Here is a 25,715-nt window from a genome sequence, read left to right as displayed (position 1 = left end):
CCAAAAGATTTGCCTGCACTACCTCCTGCCATTTTTTAGTTCAGTCGAACTCACCTTAACTCCCTGTCTCGCCCTTCTTTACTTCCTCAATATTAGACCTGAATCCTTACCTTAAATCTTACTAAGAATTACTTTTATCTCAGAACTTTTAGTAGTAAAGCAGATATAAAATACCCCCTCTTCTATTGGTTTTTCTAAAACTTTAGCATAAATATCAACGCTTAATTCTTTTGTAGAATTTGGTGATAAAACTAATTTAATATTACTTAATAGAGAAGGAATAATATCCTTTTCTATATCATTAGGACGTACCTCGGCTCCCTTGGTGGAAAGTTTAACTAAACTGCCTTGAAAAAGGTTTTTTTCAATGTGCTTTTCATCTAAAATGGTATATTCTATTGGTATTGCTTCAGCTAAGGGTAGTAATCTTTCTTCTTCTTGAGTTAGAAAGAGATTGTATTTTCCAATAATCCCCCTAACTTCATAAATATTTATCGGTAGTTTAATTCCTTTTACCTGTACTTGCTTTTGTCCACAGATTTTAACAATTGATTCTACTTCTGTAAATGTCGATTCTGAAATAACAATCTGCCCTCCAATTGTATAGGATTCAATACGATAGGTGAGATTCACCTGGCTACCGACTACACCATATTTGGTTCGGATATAAGAACCAATATTTCCAACAACAACTTCGCCTGTGTTGACAGCTATTCCCATTTCTAATGATGGCAGATTCCACAGCTGCATCTTTTCATTTATACTGACCATTGCTAACTGCATAGCGATCGCACAAGCAATAGCCCTTGTAGTGTCGTCTTCTTTGGCAGTAGGCGCACCAAACAGCACTAAAATACCATCACCTGTAAATTCATCAATGGTTCCTTGATACTGGGTAATGATATCTGCCATTGATGATAAATAAAAGTTGAGAACTTGAACAACCTTTTCCGGGGGTAATTGTTCAGAAATACTGGTAAACCCTCTTAAATCGGAGACGAGTATGGTGATTTTGCGCCGTTCGCCCCCAAGCTGTAAACCTTTTGGACTTTCTAATAAGGTAGTGACTACTTCTTTGCTTAAGTAACGCCCAAATGTATAACGAATTTCTCCAGCAGTACGGGCGATGTGGACTGTAATAGCGATCGCAGATCCCAACAAAGCTAATAATGGTGGTACTACAGGTATCCACCAACTGGCGATAAAGGCTGTATATGTAATAGTTAATAACACACCTGCTGCCAAAATTGGGCTAGTTATTTTCTGGAAGGATAAAAATTTTACCCCACCTGCATATCGCCATTGCCAAGTTAGAGTTGCACCCACAAAAGACCACAGAAAAATCCATCCTATTTCCACTGGCTGCGACCAACTCTTAATTAGTAGGCGACCTTCTTTAGCTGCACTGATAATTTGGCTAGCCATATTTGCATGAATCTCTACCCCAGGCATCGGTTCTGGGGAAGTCAACAAACCACTACTATAGGGAGTGAAGAATAAATCCTCAAAACTTTCGCTGACGTTCCCAATTAAGATAATGCGATCGCGTCCCCATTCTGGTGGTACCTTGTCTTCCAAAATATCTGTCATCGTGACTGTAGAAAAGCGTCTGGCTGGCCCCCTGTAATTAATTAAAATTTGGTAGCCACGGTCATCAGCTCGCACATAGCCACCATCATTAGCAGCAAAGGGGATAAATCTTGTCTTTCCTAACTGCCAATTTTTTGTCTGTCCAGAAGTTTCCGGTGCAATACCTTCGGCATCAAGATAAAGTAAAGCTAAATATAATGCAAAACTGTAAATAGTCTCTCCATTTTTATCTGTTAAGTAGAGCAAACTCCGTCTTACCTTTTTATCTGCATCCAAAACCAAATCATTTGCACCTACTTGCCCTTTATCTTTAAGTGCTGGTGGCGGGTCAATTGGCTCGCGTTGGTTATTTCCTACCACTCTTTGAATTCCGACTAAATTGGGGGTAGATGCGAATACTTTGGTTAATTCTTGATGTCCTGGTTCTACAGGTAAATCGCGGTAGATATCTAAACCAATAGCTCGTGGTTTCCTGGCTTTTAATTTTTGCAACAATTGAGCATACAGACCATCTGGAACGATTGGCTGACGAATTTTTTTCATGTCTGCAAGATTTACTCCCACAATGACAATCCGGTCATCTGGTGCTTCTTGGGGTCGCAGACGCATATATCCATCGAAAGCCTCCAACTCCCAAGGCTGCATCAAACCAGCAAAGCGTAATAAGATGACTACGCCAGCCACACTAGGAGTAGTAATCAAAACACCGCGCCATTGCCACAGTAGCTTTTTCCACTTTCTCCACATCATCTTTTTTACACCAAAATTAATTTTTCAGGTTAGCAAAGTAACCGTTTTAACTTTGCTTATATCTAGCTGTACTGAGGTTAGCGATCGCTCGTGCAGCAGTCAAGGAAAGGTTCTTTGGCGATCGCCCCTAGACCAACTGATTGTAAAAGTTCTTCCCATTCAGTTGGCTTCTCGCGGCGCAATTGAGCAACGGTATTCAGCGCTTCCTGCCAAATTTGAGACTCTGCATAAATTTTTGCCTGTTCTAGAAGTCCTGCGCCAGCTAGCTGACTTTTCAGGGATGAACTTACTTCGGTACGCTGGAGCGATCCTTTAACAGATTGATCCTGAGCGCGGTCTTGAAAATCGCAAATCATCGTGAAGTACCATCGATAGTACTTGCCAATTTGGAGAGAAACATTTGCTGGTAAGTCCAGTTTAATAATGCCAGGAGTACTAGGTAGTTTAAAGGTTGTCAGATAAACCTGATTTCCGGCTTCATCTGTCAAAGCCAATTCTCCAGATTGGGCAGTATTTTGAGGAATGTACCAATACAGTGTTGGATTGGCTGCAACCGTTTTCCCAAAATTATTTTTTGACGGCATTAAAGGCGTTATCGGTATTCCGCTCCCATCAATACAAGAAGAGCCACGCGTTCCTCCACCGAATGTTTGAGAGGGCGCTCCTCGGTCATCTACAGGTGGGAATTTGAGACTGACTTTCCACTCCAAGTTGGATGGCGATCGCTGTGATGGCAAGCTAGCAAAAGTGACAATGGTGGGAGAAAGTGCGCTAACAAGGATCGCTAAAAACTGAAAAAATTTTGGTAAATTCATGATCCGCGTAAGGACTTCTGTTGAACGTAAATCTTTGAAGCAGTAAATCAGTCTTTTCAGAAGTATAGTTGAGTGCTGAGTCAAAACCCTGTTGTTTCAAAACTTTGAGCAATCAATACTGTCCTAATCTGTGTGACTACGGCTATATCTGAAAAATGCACTCTCTGAGGGACTTCCAATTAAAAAATATCCCGTTGCTGTGTAGGCAGAGTGCAGGAGGGAGACAGAAAAATACGATTCCAGTAAATTGGATCGTTTATTTTCTGGAACTTCCTTACCAGGGATTGCCGACGAGCGTGAAACCGCTCCAATAGTAGGGATGAGCAAATTCTTTGTCTCCTATTTGTGCTAACTCCGGCGGTAAAGGAAAACTCTTACTCGCTGTTACCAACCGACCCTTCTCTAGTCGCACCTGACCCTTGAGCATTGCTACCTGTGCTTGCCGGAGAGCCTCGGCTTTAATCGGAGTTTCTTTCAATTTCTCGTAGAAACTTGTCATTAGTCCCATTGTGCTTTCATCGTTGACAGACCATAGACTGCCCATTGCTGATTTCACTCCTGCTAACACCGCCAAGCCTGCAAATCCCAACTCCGCTTCTGGGTTCCCTAGTGCTGTACGACAGGCACTCAAAACCAATAGTTCCACTGGCGGCTGACTTAACTTCAACTGCTGCAATTGGCTAATTAGTAATTTGCTATACCAAAACTCAATATAGGATTTATTGATATTACCAGGCTGAAAGTTGGCATGGGTGGAGAAATGGACAATACCAAACGTCTGTAAAGCACGGGCTTGTTTGAGCTTTTCCACGGTGAAATTTTCGTTGAGGAAAGATTTGCCAGTCCACAATTGACTGAAGATTAAAGACAACTCTAGTGAAGCTGCTGGTAAGGGCTTTTGATCGGGGAAGCGATCGGCTCCCATTGCTAAGACTTGCTGATTTCTCACATCCGCATAGCGAGTATCAGTAAGTGATAAGCTGGGCATCAGACCAACGCTGTATCTTTCCACAATAAACCCTTGCCCGTCATGCAGGGCGGCGATCGGCAGGGAGCGCAAACCCGTGTCCATCAAAAAGCTGAGATTCGTGATTTTTTGAGCTTGTAAATCCTTCTCTAAAGGCCCAAGCAGCCACTTATAGAGCTTTTGAGCTAAAGCTAGATATGGGGGAGAGCGTTGAATGTTAGTGATAGCTGCTTGGAATTCTTGAGCGTTTTTGAGGACTTGCTCTCGCGTCGCTCCCTTAATCTGCCGTCTGATTGGTGTTCCAGAGGAAGTGACCATCATTAGTTCAAGCTGGTAGTTACCTTGAGCTTGTTGCGTAGTGGGTTGTACTTGCTGTCGGCGCTGCTCCAAACTTTGAGAATTGAACTCCCAGATAGGTTGTGGTTGCTTGGCAGTCTCCTCTTGTTGAGATTTGGAGTCTTGCTCGGTTTTGGGTTGAAACAAGACATAGATCAGGGCAGGTTTAATGCCAGTGGCTTGTTCAATTCGGCGCAATATAGCCTGGGCTTCTTTTAGGGTTTTGATGCGGACATTGCTGATGCCCAAATGGTTCTCAAAGGTCTTGGTGAAGACTTCCTCCAGTTCTGGCATGTTAGTGTCAGTTGCTTGTGTGGAGGCGAAGGTTACTTCTGGTTGCTGGGTAACAGGGAAGGGATTGGTGAGATCGACGGGATTAAACTTAATAAGTGGAGTCGGAAGTGGAGTCTCAGTTGGAAGTGGAGTCTCAGTTGCAGGTGGAGGGGGGATAATAGAAATTTTCCCGCCAACGATCGCACCAGCTGTACCATTTACCGAGGCATTGCCAATCTGAAACGGATTTAAGCTGCCTCCTCCATGCCGGATTGTGATGTCTCCCCCACCGTTACCGCCAAGGCTGGAAATGCTAGCCAGACCGCTGTTGCTGTCGGTGAAGGTGTCTGTTACTCGGAAAAATTGTTTAGCGGTGATATTTATGTCACCACCTCTACCGTTTTTTCCACCTTGGGCGTTAATCTGGGTAGCTTGAATGTCACGGCTGGAGTCAAGAGTGACATTGCCACCGTTGCCGAAACTACTGCTGGAATCAATTGCGCCAGTGGTAAGATTGGTGGCAGCTTTGGCGATGATGGCACCACCATTAACTCCTGAACTGTTCAGGTTGCCCGTGGAAATGGCATCGCCGCTTTCTAGAGCGATCGCTCCCCCATTCCCAGTTGTAGAACTAGTGTTGAGAGTTCCCGCACTGGTATTGATATTGCCACTGGTGCTGTTTATTCTAATCTCTCGACCTTGATTTACCACATCGCCAGTGGTAATGTTTTGGTTAGCTTGCAGGTTAAGGGTGGCATTGTCAGCTCCGGTGAGTTTAAATCCACTAGTGTTAATGGAACCTGAGCCAAAGGGCGATCGCAAAGTAACCGGGTCATTGAAAGTCACATCACCAGCTAGGGTAATTGCACCACTGCTGTTATCTCGCCCGATCGATATTTGAGAAAAGCCATTTTGCCAAGTGTTTAATTTACTGGCATTTAGATTTAAACGGGCATCGTTAATGTTGCCACCCAAGGTAATGTCTAAGCTAGGAGTACGAGGCTGCAACTGAAGGATACCAGTACCTTTGATTTGAGTGGAGCCAAGGAAGTTCATTTCATCAGCAGTGAGGGCGATCGTACCACTGCCTGTTCCAGTGGGGTTAATGGAACTGTTTTTAATGCTAATTCCTTCTGTAGTGTTACTACTACTAGCGCCTTCTAAGCTTATATTTCCTGTGCCCGTCGATTCTACCTCTGCACCATCTTCCAGTAAAATGCCGAAGTTACGATTTCCCCCTCCATTACCGCCAGTACCCATGAGGCTGATATTTCCATTGGCTGAACGGACTTTGGAATTGGCACTGAGATATATCCCCTCACTAATATCAGTTCCGACTCCAGCAATCCCCTCTAGATTAATTGTCCCCGTTTTAGTCGCGGCGATCGTGCTACTGTTTACTTCAATGCCGTCGTTGTCCCTACCTCCCCTAGCGTTACTAGTACCTTGGAGTGTAATTCTCCCAGTGCCAGTGGAACTCACCAGGCTATTGTTAAGCTGAATCCCGTTGTTGTTGTTTCCATTGCCGTAGCCTATGCCTGTTAAGCTGATATCTCCATTTACAGCCATGATGCTGCTATTATTCAGCAAAATGCCTTTCTGCTCGTTAGCATCAGCATTGTTTCCCTGACCTGTAATCGAAATATTGCCAGTACCGGAATTGAGAGTAGCTCCATCAAGACTGACTCCAATGGGATTTGCTGCTGTTCCTTGTGCCGGCTCGTTTAAGGGGTTATTACTACCGCCCAGAACTATATTGCCTCCATTAGAATCGATCGCAGCACCGCTTTTGAGGGCGATCGCTCCTCCATTGATACCGTCTCGATCTGCATTGAGGGTGACATCCAACTTACCCACACCACTGGCTGTTAGCTTGGCATCTGAGTTGATAAAAATACTGTTATTAGCTTCTAGCGTTAGATTTGCATTGCCAGTAGCCGTTGTACCGATGTTGGCATTGATGTTGAGATTGCGATCGGCAGATAATTTCAAGTCAGAACCACTGCTCCATGAAATTGGATTGCTGACTGTAATATCTCCTTTACCAGCCAAACCCGATGTTGTCGAAACAGTAACATTACTCAAAGCTAGTTGATTTTGTAGCGTAGTCGAGTTGAGATTAGAAGAGGTTGTGGTGGTGTCAGCAAATATCCCCCTACCGAAGGTCATACTAGCGGTATCCATCGCGCTGCTGATGGTGATATCAGTCGGATCTAGGAGGAGCGTGCCGACTTTACCCGCAGGCGAGAGTCCTGCGGACACGCCACGCGATCGCAAATCAACCAAGCCTTGAAATAAGAGCAATCCTTTGCTAGATACTTCTACTAACCCGCCATTCCCAGCATTAAGCCCCCCGATGGCGTCGATCTTACCAAAGAACTGAGTGTTATTATCTGACCAAACGATCGCCCGACCGCCATCACCGTTTAGCAGCGCGTTAGCATTAATTACCGAATCGCTGCTAACAAACGTCTGTAAGGCATTGGGTAAGATACCTTGACCTTTGTAGTCTCCTCCAATCCGAACGATGCCGCCGCCAGTCGTGCCAGAGGCATTAATATTAGCACCAATCAATCCGACGCGATCGCCCAAGACGTTTACTGTACCACCTGTCTGCATAACTCCTGTATTGGAAACATCTAGGGTTCCAGAAGCGATCGTAGTTCCTGCGGCAGTTGGGATAGTTGTACCAGATCGTGTTAACTGCACTGTGCCTGCATCTAAATTAGGTCTCACACCAAGATTTAGTCCCTTAGATCCTTGGGTTAACAGCGTTGGCAAATCCAGAGGGTTAATTGCTAGCTGTTGCTCTGTTGTATTTCTTGGCAGTTCCAGCTCTAAACTCAGCAGGTTTCCCGCTTGAGAGATCCGAATCAGGTTTGTCCCCGGCACTGCTGCAAGAGTAATATTGCCGCCGGGTGCGCTCAAGGTCGCTGTATTGATGATACTGCCACCGATTAAAGCCAGATTGTGTTTTTCTAAAACTGACAAACTACCAGCATTGATAATAGTCCCAGGATTGGTGAAATCAAAGGCAAACCCAGAGGGATTGCCATTTAAATTTGAGTAATCATTTTTACCGACTGCATTAAACCAAAGGCGATTATCAAAGCCAATTGCTGTAGCAGTCGTTACCGTAAAGTCAGCCGGAAGGTTTATTTGGGCATTCGGTCCAAAGATGACTCCGGCTGGATTCATAATGAATAAGTTGGAATTTCCTCCAGTTACCTGAATCAGTCCATTGATGGTTGAAGGATCTCCGCCGACAACTCGTGTGAGAATATTATGAATATCGGGATTCGAGAGAAAATTGGCAATCTGCTGCTGATTGAGTCCAAATTTCTCCAAGCTGTGAAATAGGTTCGCCCGATCGCCAGAAAGCTGACCCCCTTGGATGTCGATGCGATTGCCCTCTTGAGTCACAACTGTCCCTGTCCCATCATTAGCTGGAACGATGGATTGTCCAAATACGGGTTTGGCAGAAATGCTCCCTAACCAGACGCATAGGGTAAGCACAATCGGCAATGAAGCATTCTGACTTTTAAACACTAGTTGCTTCTGCTGGCAAAGACGCTGTAAGAACCAGTACGCAACTGCCGACGCTCGTTCGCTCTTAGCGTCTCCCCTTGGGAGATGACTCGCTAACGCTGCGCTAACGCTAACGCCAACGTACTGCTTTGCCAACGTACTATTTCGTTTTGACTTATGATTTTTTCTGTTCACTGCCAATTCCCCAAGCTTAAAGTTGATAATTCACTTGGAAATAAAAGCCACCATCTTGACTGTTATTGCTATGTGCGATCGCCATAATTCTAGTGGTGCGCTACACAAACTTTGCCTCGTAGCCAGCAGAGGGGAAAGAACACTTGCGAACTATCTTCTTTTTGTCCAAAGTCCAAACAGTTGATATCTCTAAAATAGTATCATTTTGTGATAGAAGAACATTATAGAGCTTTTTTTACACAGAAATATGAGCTACATACTTAATTATATTGAATACAATCCTAACAAACAAAGCCTTTGATTGATCTTGAGTATGAACAAATACAACAATTCATCTTAAATACACAACGATTGTATCATGAAAAACAAGCTTTATTAGAGTTGAAAAAAGTGAAAATTATTGTTATATGAAGAGGTCGTAAACCAAAACTATCTATTAAAGAACAAATCATTTTAAGAGGCTCGACCTTAATCTCTCACGAATACATACTGTGTCGTCCTGTAATCTAAAGATTTACTTTATAAATGGTCTCTAGACAGAAATATAGAAGACTATTTAACCAATAATAAGATTTATAGCTGGAAAGTAAGGATCGGATTTTAGGAACAGTTGATGGGGCGATCGCTCTCAGTCGTTGGTTCAACTATTTAAGCACTCAATTGCTTACATATTAACATTGTATTTGAGTAATTTATAATGCAGATAAATTCTTCCACTTTGAATGTAAATAGAATACTGTCTCCTGACGGACGCGTGTTTGAAATCGCAAATCAGCTTGGGGGCGCATTAAATTGTCTGTTGCGGCTTGTCAGCCAATATGTCGCCCATCGTCCTGAAACTTTAGGTTTTGAGCAGTATCAAACACCAGAATTACGTCGTGCTAACGTGGTTTATCGCCAGCTTGATGAAACTTTCACCCAACGGTTCAATAAGGTGGGAAAAGAAAGCTAAACTCCGATCAAAAAGCCACTTTTCTTGAAGTATGCAAAGTAGATATTGAGTAATTCGGTGTTTATTGTTGGATAAATAATATTGGTGTCAGCAAGTCCAGTCAATGCATTTTGACAATCAAATGCAGGCAGATGTACGTTCTTTAATAATTGTTCGTCTAACAATGGCAGGAAGGCATGTAAAGCATTTGGAATATTGTGTTTCGCATTGTGTAGCAATTTAGCATACCACTCATGGTAAGAAACTTGCTCTAGCGAATAGCCCAAAGACCGAACCAAGTCACACCAATTACGCCAAGACAGACAATCAGGAGAAACAAGGTGAAATGCCTTGCCAAAGGAGTCAGGGTTTTGAGAGAGGTGGACGATCGCCCTGCTACCATAATCAACTGGGGTCAAATCGAGGGGGAATTCCAAATCCGGCATCATACCTAGTTCGATACAGCCTTTAGTCAGGCTGCAAAAGAAGTCATCCACATTGGCGATTCCCGTTTGGCTGTGTCCGGAAATTGCACCTGGTCTGTAGATGCATACAGGAACTCCGCGATCGCGTGCTTGCATGACCAGCTTTTCTGCGACCCATTTACTCTGTAAATAACCCCCTTGCAAGCCTTGAAATTCTGCCAATTCATCGGATTCTTGAATGGAGTTAGCATTTGCATAGGCAGGAGCAGAAAAGATGCCCAGTGTCGAAACAAAATGCACGGGTTTGACTTTTGTTTGAGTTGCTAGACGCAAAATCGCCTGAGTTCCCAGAACATTGGCTGCTTTGAGTTTTGTGTAGGGATAAAGAAAATTGACGACAGCACCATTGTGATAGATGACATCAATTTGATGGCTAAGTTGATGGAATTGTGACTCATTCAGGCCTAAGTTGGGCAACGCCAAATCGCCAACGACTGGAATGATACGAGAGCGAAACTGTTCTTGCCAAAGTCCGTATGCTTGCAAATGGTTTTGGATACGTTGGATGCCCTGTTCTACATCCTGCGCTCGCACTAAGCAATAAACATTAGCCGTGGTCTGTTGTAGGAGTTCTTCTACTAAATACGCACCGAGAAAACCGGTTGCTCCAGTTAAGAAAATCGCCTGGGGTTGGGCGATAAACTTGAATGCTGTCGTTGGATGAATTTCTGGATCTAAGACAGCTTCTGCTGCCAAATCGATCTCTAAATTGGCAGCCACTCCTGTCTGAGCGATCGCTTCAATTACTTGAGCCACTCCCGCAATTGTTGGGACTTCTAATAATTGATGAATGGGTATAGTTACATGAAAGTTTTCTCGCAACCGAGACAGCAGTTGCACTGCTAACAAAGAATTGCCTCCCAAATCGAAGAAGTTATCGTAGATGCTGAGTGGGGATCTGTGAAGTAAATTTTGCCACAGGTCAGCTAAGTGTTTCTCGGTTTCGGTGCGAGGTGCAACAAATGTCTGATGCTGTTGTTGGTATTGAACTTGAGACTCCTGAATGTGCTGGAGAATCTGCTCTGGTGTATGCCAATCTGAAGCAATTTTTTGGAATAAGGTGGTGTAATTGGCAGATTGTTGGGGTATTGCGCGATCGCTTTGGGTTAAATTCCCTTCAGATGCCGAATATTTTGGTTGTTTGTCTAATCGTTCAGAAGCAATAGCGAGCGATCGACAATCATCTGCTGATAACTTATAGCAATAGCTTTCTGCTAAAGGTTCCTTGCCAATGGCTGTCAACTGTTCGAGAAAATCTCCAACAGGTTGGTTTTTAGAACTGGGCTTGTAAATAATATCGATCTGCTTCAGACCGCGTGCCAAGGCAATTTTACCCAGGAAGTTGAGCATTTGATATTCAACTCCTCTACCCAACACTCGACAACTGAGTAACAGCGTATCTACCACTAGGGCAGACGCTGTGGCCTGTACCATCATCATGCCCACCAAACCATAATTACCAAAGCGGTCTTTTACATCCACAACATAGCAAGTATGAGTATCTAACAGGCAAAAGGTTTTGATTTCAGCCGACGTTCTGCGTAAGGTAGTGGTATTAAATTGATTTGTTCGCTGCGTTAGTTGAGCAACACGATCTACCTGGGAGGGCTGCATTTCCATAATATCCACTTGCAGATTGAGGCTATTGAGGAAATCTCGCAACGTGAGGGATTCGTTTGCCGCTTGCTGACGTTGGCGATTTTGCTGGTAAACAATCGTTCGCTGTCGATCCTCTACAGTGATCTTGAGACGATCGAATGCCCAGATATGAGCCAGGAATTGGGGAATTTCAGTGGCATTTGTGGGCAATTGCAGGGTTAAAACTTCTGGACAGTGATAGCGGACTTGTGCGCATTCGATGGGATTGTCATCAATAAAGATGAAGCTATCTAAACTCAGCCCTAGTTCTTGAGACAGCAATTTCAAGTTTTCTGATTTAGTCTGCCAATTAATTTGCCAAGCCGCCAAATGGTGACGCTTCAGCCGCATATCGGAATGTTGGTCTAATACGGCAAAGACATCTGCTTGATTATTTTTGCTGCACAGACATAGCAACATCCCGCGATCGCCCTGCTGAATCATAAATTCTTGCAATGCTTGATAGGATGAATCTATGACAATACCCTCAACTCCATCCTCGCCACAAACACCTTGCCATAAGGTTTGATCGCAGTCTAAGACAATTACTTTATAAGGCGGTCTATGTAGGCAGTGAATTTTTCTCGCCAACATTGTTCCTAGCGCTGTGAAAAATGCTGGCGTAAATGGAATATGTCCGATTTCATCGCTATAAGAATCATAGAAGTTAGTTACTGGGTAGCTTGTTGCTAACTCTTGATAATTAATAATATTTAGTCCACTAATATCGGCAAGTTCTGTTAATAAGTTTGCTTCCACTGATTGCAAAAAAGTTGCCATTTTTGCATTACTTGGCAATAAACAAAGCAAATGGGGAATTTGAGTCCGTTCGCAGGATTGACGTAATGCTATAACTAAATCCTGAGTATTGCGCTCAATGGAATTCTTTTGTTCGTTACTAGATAACTCTTGTGAATCCTGTGATCTAACCCAATCTTCTAACCGCACTAGAATAATATTGACTCCCGTTTCATTTTGCGATAACAGACTATCAGGAGTCAGCAGTTGTTGGAAAACTTGGTTATAGGGAGCAAAGGTAATTTCTGAGGGGAAATTGAGTTGCTGCATCCAGAATTTTAGAGAATCTGCAACCAAATCGGCAGTAAAAGTAGCTGCGATCGCTAGCTTTTGTTTTTGGTATCGACTCCTGGCTAATTTTGCTTTTCTCTCAAGGTCTGTTGGTAGTCTCAATTCATTGAGGCGAATATCTTTTGACTCAACCCATTGTTCTAGAATTTGAAATAAAGCGTTACCAAAAGCGTCAATTGTTTCACTTTCAAATATGTCGGTGTTATATGCAATTCCTATTTGTAAATCTGTTCCGACTTCGTAAATATAGGTATATAAATCTAAATCAGTAGGCCCCCAAATTCCTTCGTCAATTAATGAAAACGTCAGATTGGGTAAATTTGTTAGGTCGCTCGGTAATTGACTGTTGACATAGCTTAATCCGGTGCGGAATGTTTGAAAAAAGGGAGTATCTTGTGCAACCCGACTCGACCCCATGACTTCAACGACTTTACCAAAGGGGACATTTTGGTGAGCATAAGCAGATAACAACACCGATCGCACTCGGCTGAGTACTTCCGCAAAAGTGGGATTGTTAGACAAATCTGTACGCAGTAACAAAGGGTAGCCAAAAAAACCAATCAGCGACTCCACTTGCGGATGAACTCGACCTGAAGCGGTAAAGCCAATTAATATGTCTTCCTGCTGAGAACACAAATAAATCAAAGCCTTAAACGCCGCTACGAAAGTCATAAAGGAAGTAATTCCCATTTGTTCGTGACTTCGTTGTTTGATTGCTGCCCACAGAACAGGATCGAGTTTAAAAAACTTTCGCCGACCCTGGAAATTCTGGAGTGGCGGTCGGGGATGGTCGATGGGCAATTTTAATTCAAAGGATGCCCCCTCTAGTTGCTGTTTCCAGTAAGCTAGTTCGCTTTTGAGTGCATCATTGTTGAGCCACTGGCGCTGCCATACGGCAAAGTCTCGATATTGGATCGCAGGTTCTGGTAGTGGGGAAGGTTGTCCCTTGTAGAAATGACTGTAGACTGTCGCCAGTTCCCGAATCCATACACCCATCGAGATCATATCGCTGATAATGTGGTGAATGACGAGCAAGAGAATGTGCTCGCGTGCATTTAAGCGAATGAGTTTAATCCGCCATAAAGGAGCGATCGCCAAATCAAAGGGAGCTTCAGCTGCTTCATCGGCAAGTTGCCAGAAAGTTTTTAATTGTTCGGTTGCATCTAAATGCTCAAGACTGAAAACAGATAATGTAAAAGGTTCTGGTGCAGTGATATTTTGCACGGGATTTCCTTCCCATACCCCAAACGTTGTCCGAAACACATCGTGGCGACGGAAAATTTCATTAATACTTTGTTCTAGGCAGTTTAAATCTAGATCCCCATTCAACCGCAAGGCTTGAGCAATATTATGAGCAGATTCTACAGCAGCTAACTGGGCCAAAATCCACAGGCGTTCCTGCTGGAAGGATACCGGCACATTTTGCGTTTGTGAAACCGGAACCAAAGGGATGGAAGCAGCACCGATTTTGTTTTGGTGTAGTAACCGGATTAGCTCTACTTTATTGTTAGCTAAAGCATTGCGTAGATCGGGAGTGATAACTCCTTTAGGTGCTTGAATGCGGAGTTGTTCCCCATCAACTAATAATTTCACTCCCCGGTCTGAAAGCTCGGCTAAAAGGGCATTTAGGTTCATAGTATTATTTCTTCCACATCCTCAGTGATTTCCATCGCCGAATTTTCGTTGAGTCCCTGTAAAGCTAGCTGTTTCAATAACAGGTCTGCTAGTTGGTTGATGCTGGAACCTTCAACAAACTTTTCTAAAGAAAGGTCAATTCCCAGTTCTGTGATGATCCGATTGCGGATTTCGATCGCCATCAAAGAATCTAGTCCGGCTTTGCTCAGTGCTTGACTGGCATCGACTCGCTCCACAGAACAACCCAACACTTTGGCAATCTTTTCTTTCAGGTAAATAATTAAAATCTGCAAGCGATCGCCGAAGTCATGAGTTTGCAATTGTTGCTGAATTTCCATCGGCGGTGGTGATGCCGATTGAGCAATCCCCACCTGAGAAAACTCTGTCAAATATGCCGGACAAGTCCCCGGTGAGAATTGCTGCATAAATGTCAGCCAATTGAGCGGCATCACACCTACTTGAGCAACCTCCCAAGAAAAGCTCTGCTCCAAAGCCTGTAAACCTTGGGATGGCGATATCATTTCCATTCCCTGATGTTGGAGTTGCTTACCGAACTGACGCTCGGCTGCTGCACCAATTTCAGCCCAAGCTCCCCAGTTAATACTCAATCCCGATAACCCCAATTGATGACGATAATGTGCTAGAGCGTCTAAAAAGGCATTGGCAGTGCAGTGGTTAGCTTGACCGGCAGAACCCAAAACAGAAGCAGCAGAAGAAAACAAGATGAAAAAATCGAGCGGTAAGGTTTGGGTTAATGCGTGCAGATTCCAAGCACCTTGTACTTTCGGTGCCATGACTCGATGAAAGCGCTCCCAAGTTTGCTGGAGTAAAACTCCGTCATCCAAAACTCCGGCTGCATGGATAATGCCGTGCAGAGGCGGGTAGCTGCGGTCAATTTCTGCCAATACCTCCGCCACTTGTGACTGCACAGACACGTCAGCTTGCATTACCATCACCGATACACCTTGTGCCTGAAGCTGCTGAATCTGGCGATCGCTCTGTTCGTTTGTCCCCCTGCGTCCCATGAGAACTAAGTGCTGTGCCCCACGTTCTACTAACCAATGGGCAATTAGCAGTCCCAGTCCCCCTAATCCACCACTAATTAAGTAGGTACTATCTGCGTGGATGGGGATATCTGCTTGATTGGGATTTTGTTTTCCCCGGTAAGGAACCAGTCTTGCCACCTGACGCATCCCATTACGGAATGCAATTTGGTTCTCTCGATCTGGTGATGTTAACTCTGCAAATAGTGCATCAAGGGGGTTTTGAGTTAGCCGATAATTCTCTTGGAGGTCTAAATCTATCAAGCGAAACTGTAATTCTGGGTGTTCTTTGACGATTGCTTTCCCCATTCCCCATAGGGGCGATTGAACTAATCCAGCTCCATCGGCAACTGCTCCTCTAGTTATTACCCATAACTGAGGTGGCGTTATACCCATCTTTTTAACTAGCGCTTGCACCAAGTACAGAGTACTGCCACAGCCAATACGGGTTGCTGCTTGCAAATCTTCGACGGTTAAGGTTGGTGCAGTTTCTCCAGTCTCCAAGCTCCACAAATGTACCACCCCTGAGAGACGCGATCGCTTGCTAAGTATTTGCGAAACCAACCGCTGAAAATCTTCCGGTTTCTGAGGATTAATCCTGAACTCGAACTCACTCAACAGTTCGTATTCATGTCCGGGCAAAACTAGAGTACAGGTATCTCCTCGTTCTTGAAACCGTTGAGCAAGTTTCTGACTGATACCTTGACTATCTGCTAAAATTAGCCAGTTTTGTGGTATGTGGCTCTCGGTTCCTTTTTGAGCAACGATCGCAGCCTGAGCCAGGGAACCGATGACTTGATTTTTCGGTGCGATCGCCACCGCCGACGTAAATCCATTCGCTTGCAACACATCTTGCCACTCGGCACTACTTAAGAGCGGGTAATTCGGTCGCAACCAGCGATCGGCAAACAACCACCAACCTGGGGTCAAACCGAAGCTTATATCTAGCCAACAATGGCGATCGGTGACTTCTAACAGCACCAAAATTCCGCCTGGTGCTAATAAGCTGTGGACATGGGCCAATGTTTGTTGTAAATCTGGTGTAGCATGTAACACATTTGCTGCCAGAATCACATCATATTTTTGGCCTTCCAAGCCTTGAGTCGCTGGCTCTTGGCTGATATCTAAAGCCTGATAGCGGACAAATGGGTAATCCCGAAACTTCTCCCGTGCTTTGGCTGCAAACAGAGGTGAAATGTCTGTGAAGGTGTATTCAGCTTGGTAATTATTCAATTGCGGCAGAATGTAAGCGGTTGTGCTGCCAGTTCCCGCCCCAATTTCTAGCAAGCGGATCTTGCTTCCCTGTGGTACTCGCAGCAGTGCTGCGGAAACTGCCTTTTGCACCAATGTATTCATTACTCTAGCAGCTGGGGCATCTTGATACAGTTGCGTCAGTAGGGTGAAATCACCATTGGGAAACAGTAATTGTAGTGGGTCAAGTTTTCCCTGAAGTACCTCTGGTAAGCTAGCACCACAGCGTTCTACTAGGGCGATTTCAGTATCTCCGGTAGGGAATTGGACTAACAGTCGGTCTGGTTGCGGCGTTTGGCGATCGAGGGCGCTAATTACTTCCCAATGATGTCTGCCGTTGACACAATCAAGAGGTCTGAGCCACCCTGCTTCAGTCAAAATATCCAGAAACCGATGTAGCAGTTGATGATACTGGCTAATCACCCCTAACTGTTCTGCTATTTCTGTAAAGGAGAACTGCAATCCGAGTTGAAAGTCCCATCCTAGTTGTTGTAAGGCACTGATTACATAAGATACACTGAGAGCTTCAAGTTGGGGTAAAAATTCGTCGTTTGATGAGGTTGTTGTTAGGAGTTCGGCCAATTGAGGAATCAGGTTTTGGCTGATGTCCTTGGGATTGAGCAGGTAATCCGGTGAGAGCGATCGCCCCATTCGGGCTTGAGGTCGCCACTCGATTTGATACAACCAATCTGGCGGAACTTGAGGAGAGGTTAATGTAGCCGAAGCGACCCTTTGAAGTTGCAGACCTTCAACAACCGCTAGAATCTCACCATCATCTGTAACTAATTGCAAATCGCTTAAGAGTGTTTTGTTACTGTTCTGGCTAGGATGTACTTTGGCAAAACTCCATAGTCGGTTGCTGGGGCGATCGCAAACTTGCAATCGCTTGATAGCGATCGGCACATAAGCCTCTTTGCTACCATCTTGTGGGAACGTAGCTTGCAAAACTTGAAAACAAGCATCTAACAATGCTGGATGAAACTGATAGGTATCTGTTTCTAAAACGCATGTTTGGGGTAACTCAATTTCCCCTGTCACTACTTCTGAATTCAACCACAACTGTTTAACTCCCCGAAAACTAGCACCATAATCAACTCCCCTCTGAAGAAACTGTTGATAATGTTCGGCTTGCTGATGGGAAGCTACTTCTTTGGGGAAACAGTGCGTTGCAGAAAGTTCCATCGATGGTTTGAGATTGGATGCGCTGACATTTCCAGAAACATGCAGCATCCAAGAGGGTGAATCTTCCTCATCTAATTCACAACTAAAAATTTCAAAGGAATATCCCTGTTGTTCCGTGGGGTGAAGAATTAGCTGGAGTGTTTTAACTTCATTTTCTGATAGAATTAATGCCCGTTTATATAAGACATTTTCTAAAATTAAATTTTTGGATTTCAAAACCTTAGCTGCTGCCCCTAAAACCATCTCTAGATAAGCAGTTCCTGGCACGATTACTTTGCCGTAAACGCGATGGTCAGCTAAAAAAGCGGGGAAATGAGAATTGATTTGCGTCTGGAAACGAATCTCTTTCGAGTCTGCCAAGTGCAATCTAGAACCAACCAGAGGATGAGAAGATTTGAGATTGGCAGAGGAGAGTTGAACATTTTTTTGGCTACTATCTTGGTTTGGTTCAACCCAAAAACGCGATCGCTCAAAGGGATAATTCGGCAACACCACGCGCCGATGCTCAAATCCCCGATGAAACTCCGACCAATTCACCGATATTCCCTGCTCATACAACGCCGCTAAACTGCTCAACATCTGCTGCCAATCCGATTCCTGGGATTTGAGGCTCCCTAGCCACAGATGTCCTGATTCTGGGATACATTGACGACCCATGCTTACTAAAATTGGGTGTGGCCCTACTTCCAAACAAGCCAAATTTCCCAACGCTGAAAGGCTGACAATACTGTTAGCAAATTGCACTGGCTGCAAAATATGCTGCACCCAATATTCAGGCGTGCTAATTTCCACTCCTGCCAATTGCCCTGTGATATTGGAAATGAAGTGAATATTCGGGTTTGGTGTACGGTAGCTCACTTGCTGGGCAATCTGCTCAAACTCTGCCACCATTGGTTGCATCAATGGCGAATGAAAAGCATGGGAAACTTTCAGTGACTTTGTTTGCACTCCTCTGGCTTCTAAGATAGCCACAGCCGATGCGATCGCCCCAGATGCACCAGAGATCGCGATTTGCCTTGGTGCGTTAATCGCAGCTATCGCCACCTCCGGCAATGAATCAATCGCCGCACGGACTTGTGCCAAATCAGTAAATACCGCTACCATCGCCCCTGTCTGCGGTAGTGCTTGCATCAATTTTCCCCGTGCGGCGATGAGTTTCAATCCATCTTCCAGACTGAATACACCTGCAACAGTTGCAGCAACATATTCGCCCACACTATGACCCATAACAACACTAGGCTTGATACCCCAAGATTGCCATAGCTGGGACAATGCATATTCCAAGGCAAATAAGATAGGTTGGGTATAGCCAGTCTCATCTAGAATATGACGCCCTAAGTTCTTTTCCCTTTCCCCTTTCCCCTTTCCCCTTTCCCCTAATGGATACAGCACTTCTAGCAATGGTTGCTCTAATAATGAGTCCAGAATTTGGGCACAGCGTTCGAGGGCTTGCCGAAAAACAGGTTGGGTTTCGTAAAGTTCTCGTCCCATGCCGATATACTGCGAACCTTGTCCGGTGAACAGGAAAGCTACCCCTGAAGCCTGAGAGCGAGTGCGCTGATTTTCGGCAATAAATGTTGTAAGTTGATTTCTCAATTGTGCGGGTGAATCGGCAACCAAGGCCAGCCGATAGTCAAAATGCGATCGCCCCACATTACTCGTATAACAAATATCCGTCAAAGATACTTCTGAATGAGACTCCAAAAACCCCACATATCGCCCAGCTAATTCCCGTAACGCTGTCTCAGTTTTTGCCGAAACCGTCAATAGGGATTTTGGATTGTCATCAGCATCATCCAATCTAAAATCTAAAATCGGCAATCTAAAATCGGAGGGTGCTTCCTCCAAAATGACATGGACATTCGTACCGCCAACACCCAAAGAAGTTACGCCAGCCCGCCGAGGCGTTTGGTCTGTTTGCCAGTCTGATAGAGTTGTATTTACATAAAATGGACTGTTAGCAAAATCAATCTTGGGATTGGGATGTTTAAAATTTAGGCTAGGCGGTAGCAATCGGTGTTTGAGTGCCAAAACTGTTTTAATCAATCCTGCTATGCCTGAAGCTGTGTCTAAATGTCCGACGTTAGTCTTTACAGAACCGATGGCGCAAAATTGTTGCTTCTGTGTTTTGCTACGAAATGTTTGGGTTAATGCTGCAATTTCAATCGGATCGCCGAGAGTCGTTCCGGTTCCGTGAGTTTCGATGTAAGTAATAGTTTCTGGATTAATATTTGCGATCGCTTGGGCTTGAGCAATCATTGCTGCCTGTCTCTGAACGCTGGGAGCCGTATAGCTGATTTTTTGGGAGCCATCGTTATTAATCGCAGAACCTTTAATGACGGCGTAAATATTATCTCCATCCGCGATCGCATCTGCCAATCGTTTCAACATCACAATGCCAACGCCATTTCCGCCAACGGTTCCTTGTGAATTGGCATCAAATGCTCGGCAGTGACCGTCAGGTGAAAGAATCATTCCTGGCTGATACCGATAACCAGATTTTTGGGGTACTGCGATCGCCGCAGCACCAGCCAGAGCCATATCGCATTCTCCCTGAATCAAACTCCGACAAGCCTGATGGACTGCAACTAAGGAAGTTGAGCAAGCGGTTTGCACGTTGACGCTCGGCCCTTGCAAGTTGAATTTGTATGAAACCCGCGTGGGGAGAAAATCTGCACCATTAGCGATCGCCAGTTGCGAGTCATCAACGTATTCTAATCGCTCCCGATTCGGGTAAAGATTCTGATTCCAATAGGTTCGACCTGCATAAAGATTCATCCCCATGCCTGCATAAACCCCGATTAATCCTGTATAAGTTGCAGGATCGTAACCAGCATTTTCGAGTGTTTCCCAAGCACACTCTAGAAACAGGCGATGCTGCGGGTCGATGATTTGGGCTTCTTTAGGAGAGATATCGAAAAACGCGGCATCAAATAAATCAATGTCAGATAAGATACCACTTGCTTTCACATAATTGGCATCATTCAAGGATGAGGGATCGATTCCGGCTAACTCCAGTTCTTCATCACTAAAGAACGAAATCGATTCCACGCCATTACAGCAGTTTTGCCAGAATTCATCGAGTGTTTTGGCTCCTGGAAAACGCCCGGACATGCCGATGATGGCAATTTCTAATTGCTGGGTATCTTTCATCTTACCCACGCGCTCGGATGGCGAGAATTGCGATCGCTCCGGCAATGGTATTTGAGCTTGATTTAGAAACTCTGCTAGCGTCTGAATAGTTGGATATTGGAACAAGTCAATCAGTGACAGATGTTGCCCAAATTGTTTTTGTAAGCGATCGTGAACCCGAACCAAGGTGAGCGAACTGCCACCTAGTTCAAAAAAGTTGCGATCGATACTCACTGAAGTAATGCCCAGTATGTCTTGCCATATTTGAGCTATCTGGCGTTGAATGTCAGTTTGGGGCAAAACAACTTGCCAAGGTTGGTTGTGCCTTTGATTGCTGCCAATAATTTTGGCAATGTCTATCGTACCCGTTTGTGTTAAGGGCATTTTTGCAAGCTGTACAATTTCACAATGGCTAGCAGTCCCAAAGCGATCGCCAACTCTCATTTGCTCCCAACCATTCACCTCTGCACCATCAATCGTCGTAATATAAGCGGTTAATTTCTCGACGTTCTCGGCTTCTGTCTTCAAATATCGACGAATATGGGGATTACTCCCATCTAAACCGACAATCAGCTGCGGTTGATGACGCGATAAACCTGCCAGTAAGGAACGCCATCCCTGTTCTTGAGTAATACTTTGATAGCCCAAGCGATGAGCTGCTTCCCGGCTGTGCATGGGGTTGCCCTCGCTCATACCGACATCATCCCACTGGCTCCAGTTAAAGCAGTAAGTATCAGGATGGTAATGGTATTGCTGATATTGACAACAACCATCTAAAAAACTGTTGGCAGCAGCATAGGCACTGAAAGTTGCTCCCCCAAACACACTATTTACAGAAGAAAAGCCGATGAAAAGGGCATCTGGTCGATTCTGAATTAGTTGAAAAAGCGTCCAAGTGCCCTGAACTTTCGGGCGCAGCATGGTATGAAAGCTTTCTAATGTAGCCACAGCTATCCAGTGATTTTCCATCACCGTCCAGTGGTGTTTGAGATCGCCTTCACCTGCTAAATGAATAATTCCTGCCAAGGGTTGATTCCATCTCAACTCTGCCTCAGTGACAGCCTGTTGCAAACAAGTTAGATCGCAGATATCAACAGGTTTGTATAATAAATCACCGCCTGTTGCTATAAGCGATCGATAATTTTTCAATCGCTTGGCGATCGCTGTATTCTGGTCGATATACTGCGACCATTCTATTTCTGGTGGTAAGTTTGTTCTGCCAACAATCAGCAATCGCACGCCAAATTGCTTAAGTAAATATTGGCAAACGGAAGTCCCAATTCCACCCAATCCGCCTGTTACCAAATAAGTCTGACCTGGTTTAATTGGTAGTTCCTGGGTTGGACTAGCAAGCATATCGACTTTGGCGAGTGACGAGATTAGCCGTTGACCTTGACGATAAGCAATTTCACTATCACCTTTAGTAACATTTAATTCTCTAAAAACATAGTTGGTATTTGTTTCCAGTGACCCAACTTCCAAGTCAATGTGGCGACAGTGCAACCAAGATAGTTCTAAAGGAATTGTTTTCAGTAATCCGATAAGTGTGGATTTTTCATAAGCGATCGCATCATCGCTGCTAGTTAACTGGACGTTGTTAGAAATGACTTGTAACTGAATGTCTATATCTAGTAGTTGGTGTTTTTCTTTGGTATTTGCTAAGGCTTGCACTAAAAATAGAATGCTATATAACCCTAAGTATTGGGCATCTTCTAGTTCCTCTAGACTAGAAGTTGGGTGAGGGCTGGGGAAAGGGGAAGGGGTAAAGGCTAAGGGATTTAAAACCTTTCCCCCTTCCCCTTTCCCCTTTACCCCGCCAAGTTCGCTTGGCAAACTACTAGAAACACCCACAGATTCGTTATATGTCCACAAATGCAAAATCTGAGTGGGAATATCCGATGCCAAAGACTCTAGCAACCGCCGATAGTGATCGGGATTTTTGGGATTGATGGTAAAGCGATCGCCCCGCTCAGATTTGATAAAATCCGTACCTGCTGCAACGCAGATATAAGATTGTTTATGGCGTTCGAGTTCTGTACACAGGTAATTTCCTAAACCTAAACCATCGAGAAACACGAGGAATTTCTGAGTCGGAAGTTTAACTGGCTCCAGATGTTTGTGACTTAACTGCTTAACACACCAAATTCGGCGATAAAACCAGTCAGGTATTGTATTGGCATTGCCACTGAGGATATCAAACTGACGGAGGATAGGTTTAAATTCACCGGATTCAAAGCGTTTAACCAGTTGCGATCGCTGGATCTTGCCAATGGCCGTTTTTGGAATCGCAGCTTTCTCAACTGGAATCACATAGCTGGGATTGATGCCACAACGTTGGACAATTTTTTGGCGAATAGTTTGCATTAACGTTGAAATTTGCATTTCATTCGCGCCACCTGCATGGAAGAAGATAGCTAGCTGTTCTGAACTTTCTCCATCACGCACAGCCACTGCGGCAGTGTAGGAAACAACTACGCCTGCAATTTCTTCAACAACTGCTTCGATTTCATGACTATAATAATTCAGTCCATTGACGATAATAACGTCTTTCTCTCTGCCTGTAATTGTTAAACGTCCTTGTCGTAAGAAAGCTAAATCTCCCGTCTTGAACCAGCCATCTTCTGTAAAAACCTCTGAATTCAGTTCCGGTTGACCAAAATAACCTGATGTTACTGTCAGTCCTTTGACTTGCAGCCTTCCGATGGCTTCTTCTTCAACGAGCTGGTCTTGAGCATCAACTATCCGCAGAGAAAATCCGGGAATTGGCGCTCCAACTTCTACGAATGCATCTTCATCAGTGGTTGATTCTCCAGAAAAGTTGTGAGAGTAAGTTACTCCCGAACAAGTTTCAGCCATTCCCCAAGCTGGATGTATTGCCTTAGTCGGGAGTCCATGCGCTGTCAGCAATTCTAGAAATCTTTTCGCAGTTTTGCCGACAATGGCTTCTGCTCCGTTAAAGATGTATCGCACTGATGATAAATCCCAATGCCCCTGAGAAAGTTCTGCTTCGGCGGCGTTGATTAGCCCATACGCAAAATTCGGTGCAAAGGTTACACTCACGCGATAATCAGACATCCAATCAAGCCATTTCAGGGGTTGTTGCAACACCCAATCGGCGACGGCATGAATTTGTTGACAACCCACATACACATCCCGAATATGGAAATACACTAATCCAGCAACGTGATCGAGTGGCATCCAGTTTAAGGAAACATCTTCTTGGGTAAACCCGTTCATTTGGACACTCGCAGCCGACCGACAGATGAGACTGCGATGGCTTTGCATAACTGCTTTCGGCGTACCTGTACTGCCAGAAGTGAGAAACAGTACTGCCAAATCATCTAAAGCAGCAACATACCAGTTAGGATCGGGATGGTAAGATTGCAACTCATCGAGGGTAGCGATCGCCAAATTGTCAACTGGCAAATCTGCCAGGGAACCTCTCAGTTCAGGTGCTAATCGATCGCTAGTCAGTACCAAGCTTGGTTCTAGTCTTTGCCAGATTTGAGCTAATTTATTAACGAAACCATGAGAGCGATCGTAACTCTGAGGAACGGATAAAGGAATTGGGATGAATCCGCCTAAAATACAGCCCCAGAAGGCAGGAATGAAATCTTGAGGTTGGTCAAATTGAAAGAGAATTCTATCTTGAGGCACAAGCCCTAACTTTCTTAAACCCGCCAAAATCCGTTGAGCTGCGTCTAATAAATCTTTGTAGGATTGGTTTTGGCAAGTGTAATCCGGTTGGATGTAACTAATTCCTTTTGAGCTTTGTAACGCTGCCCTTTGGATTAGTTCCGTTAAGTTAGCGATCGCGTCTGTTGCCAGTTGTAAAGGTTCGCCATGACTAATTGCTTTGGCTTTTGGCTGGGAAATCTGAAATTTTGAACGCTCAAGTTGTTGATTTACGCCACTGGATTCTAGTTTTTCTCCAGAATCCTCTAATTGAAAATTGAGTTTTGTTGCTTGAGCATTCCCTAGCAAATCCCAAACGTGTAATGGTGGCAGTTGTTTTGTCTGGTCTTGTACGATAACTGCGACTTGGTTGATGGAGGGAAGCGATCGCAAAGACGACTCCCATCGATTAACCAAATCTATGTCAATCACGGCTAAATCAGTTAGTCGGCGATCGTCAATCAGTCCCTCACTGGTAAGCGGCAATCTCGATAACCAAACGTAGGATTGAGGCAGGATAGTGTTTGGCAAATGAACCTGCAAATATGCATTTAGTTGTGCCAACGAACATTTTCCTGATGCAACTATGTAGGCAACTAACCACATATCTGCGGTTTCTGTTTCTCGGATTAATACCCGACACTCTTGAATTTCTGGATGGGTCAGGAGCGTAGTTTCGAGTGCTTCTTGGTCTGCTAAGTTTGCCTGAAAACCATTGAGGGTACTAATTTTCTCCAACATCTATAAGCTCCAAACTAACTTAGACACGTTTGCTGTTGCGGGATGTCTTCACTTCTACAAGCAACCCTATTAGTTGGTGGTTTGATATAACAGGCAACAGCTAATAGGCAACAGGCTTAAAAGTTTTTGTTGTCGGGGTTTGACATCGGTTGATGTCCTAACCTATCAAGGCAACTGCTATATATGCTTTTTTTGGCCGTTTTTGACATATTTGCTGTTTCAGGTCGCTACCTTGTGAATATTGAGAATACATGAAATTTTTTTGTAGTTACTAACTTCGTGACCATTTGTAACAAGTGACCTGAAACGAGAATCTGGAAGGATTGGACATCAAGCTTTGTAAATATTTGCTAGCAAGTTTTAGGAAGATTTTTGTCCAACAATCACTGGTTTTAAGTGCAGCGGTGTCGAAAAACAAAACTATGTAAATAAAAATAAATTAACTTGTAACTCTTGTTG

General features: G+C 44.3%; 6 protein-coding genes. 1 reads left to right on the top strand and 5 read right to left on the bottom strand.

The window, feature by feature from the left end:
* Positions 1–111: 111 nt before the first annotated feature.
* The 3 genes from V7K45_RS03870 to V7K45_RS03860 form a co-directional block, all read right to left on the bottom strand.
* Positions 112–2,340, bottom strand: coding sequence for a CHASE2 domain-containing protein (locus V7K45_RS03870; protein ID WP_335000557.1), 2,229 nt, complete (start codon positions 2,338–2,340; stop codon positions 112–114).
* A gap of 77 nt (positions 2,341–2,417) precedes the next feature.
* The gene (locus tag V7K45_RS03865; RefSeq protein ID WP_335000555.1) at positions 2,418–3,155 is read right to left on the bottom strand and encodes a DUF928 domain-containing protein; all 738 of its coding nucleotides are present in this window, start codon (positions 3,153–3,155) and stop codon (positions 2,418–2,420) included.
* 274 nt (positions 3,156–3,429) lie between these two features.
* On the bottom strand, positions 3,430–8,454 hold the full coding sequence (locus tag V7K45_RS03860) for a CHAT domain-containing protein (protein WP_335000553.1): 5,025 nt from the start codon (positions 8,452–8,454) through the stop codon (positions 3,430–3,432).
* Positions 8,455–9,151: 697 nt separating this feature from the next.
* Between V7K45_RS03860 and V7K45_RS03855 the strand changes: the two genes are divergently transcribed.
* Entirely contained in the window at positions 9,152–9,406 is a 255-nt protein-coding gene (locus V7K45_RS03855; protein WP_335000551.1) for a hypothetical protein, read from the top strand.
* On the opposite strand, the gene V7K45_RS03850 is transcribed toward V7K45_RS03855, so the two are convergent.
* Both V7K45_RS03850 and V7K45_RS03845 read right to left on the bottom strand, forming a co-directional pair.
* Positions 9,403–14,232 (bottom strand): thioester reductase domain-containing protein, encoded by a 4,830-nt coding sequence (locus V7K45_RS03850; protein WP_335000549.1) that lies wholly within the window; start codon positions 14,230–14,232, stop codon positions 9,403–9,405. The genes V7K45_RS03855 and V7K45_RS03850 overlap by 4 nt on opposite strands.
* A complete protein-coding gene (locus V7K45_RS03845) occupies positions 14,229–25,256 on the bottom strand; it encodes an SDR family NAD(P)-dependent oxidoreductase (RefSeq protein WP_335000547.1) in 11,028 nt (3,675 codons plus the stop codon). Before V7K45_RS03845 ends, V7K45_RS03850 begins: the two co-directional genes overlap by 4 nt.
* Between the last annotated feature and the right edge of the window lie 459 nt (positions 25,257–25,715).

This window comes from Nostoc sp. (assembly GCF_036917375.1).
GTDB lineage: Bacteria > Cyanobacteriota > Cyanobacteriia > Cyanobacteriales > Nostocaceae > Nostoc.
The sequence above is the reverse complement of the archived record's forward strand: the minus strand, read 5'-3'. Positions and strand labels throughout refer to the sequence as shown.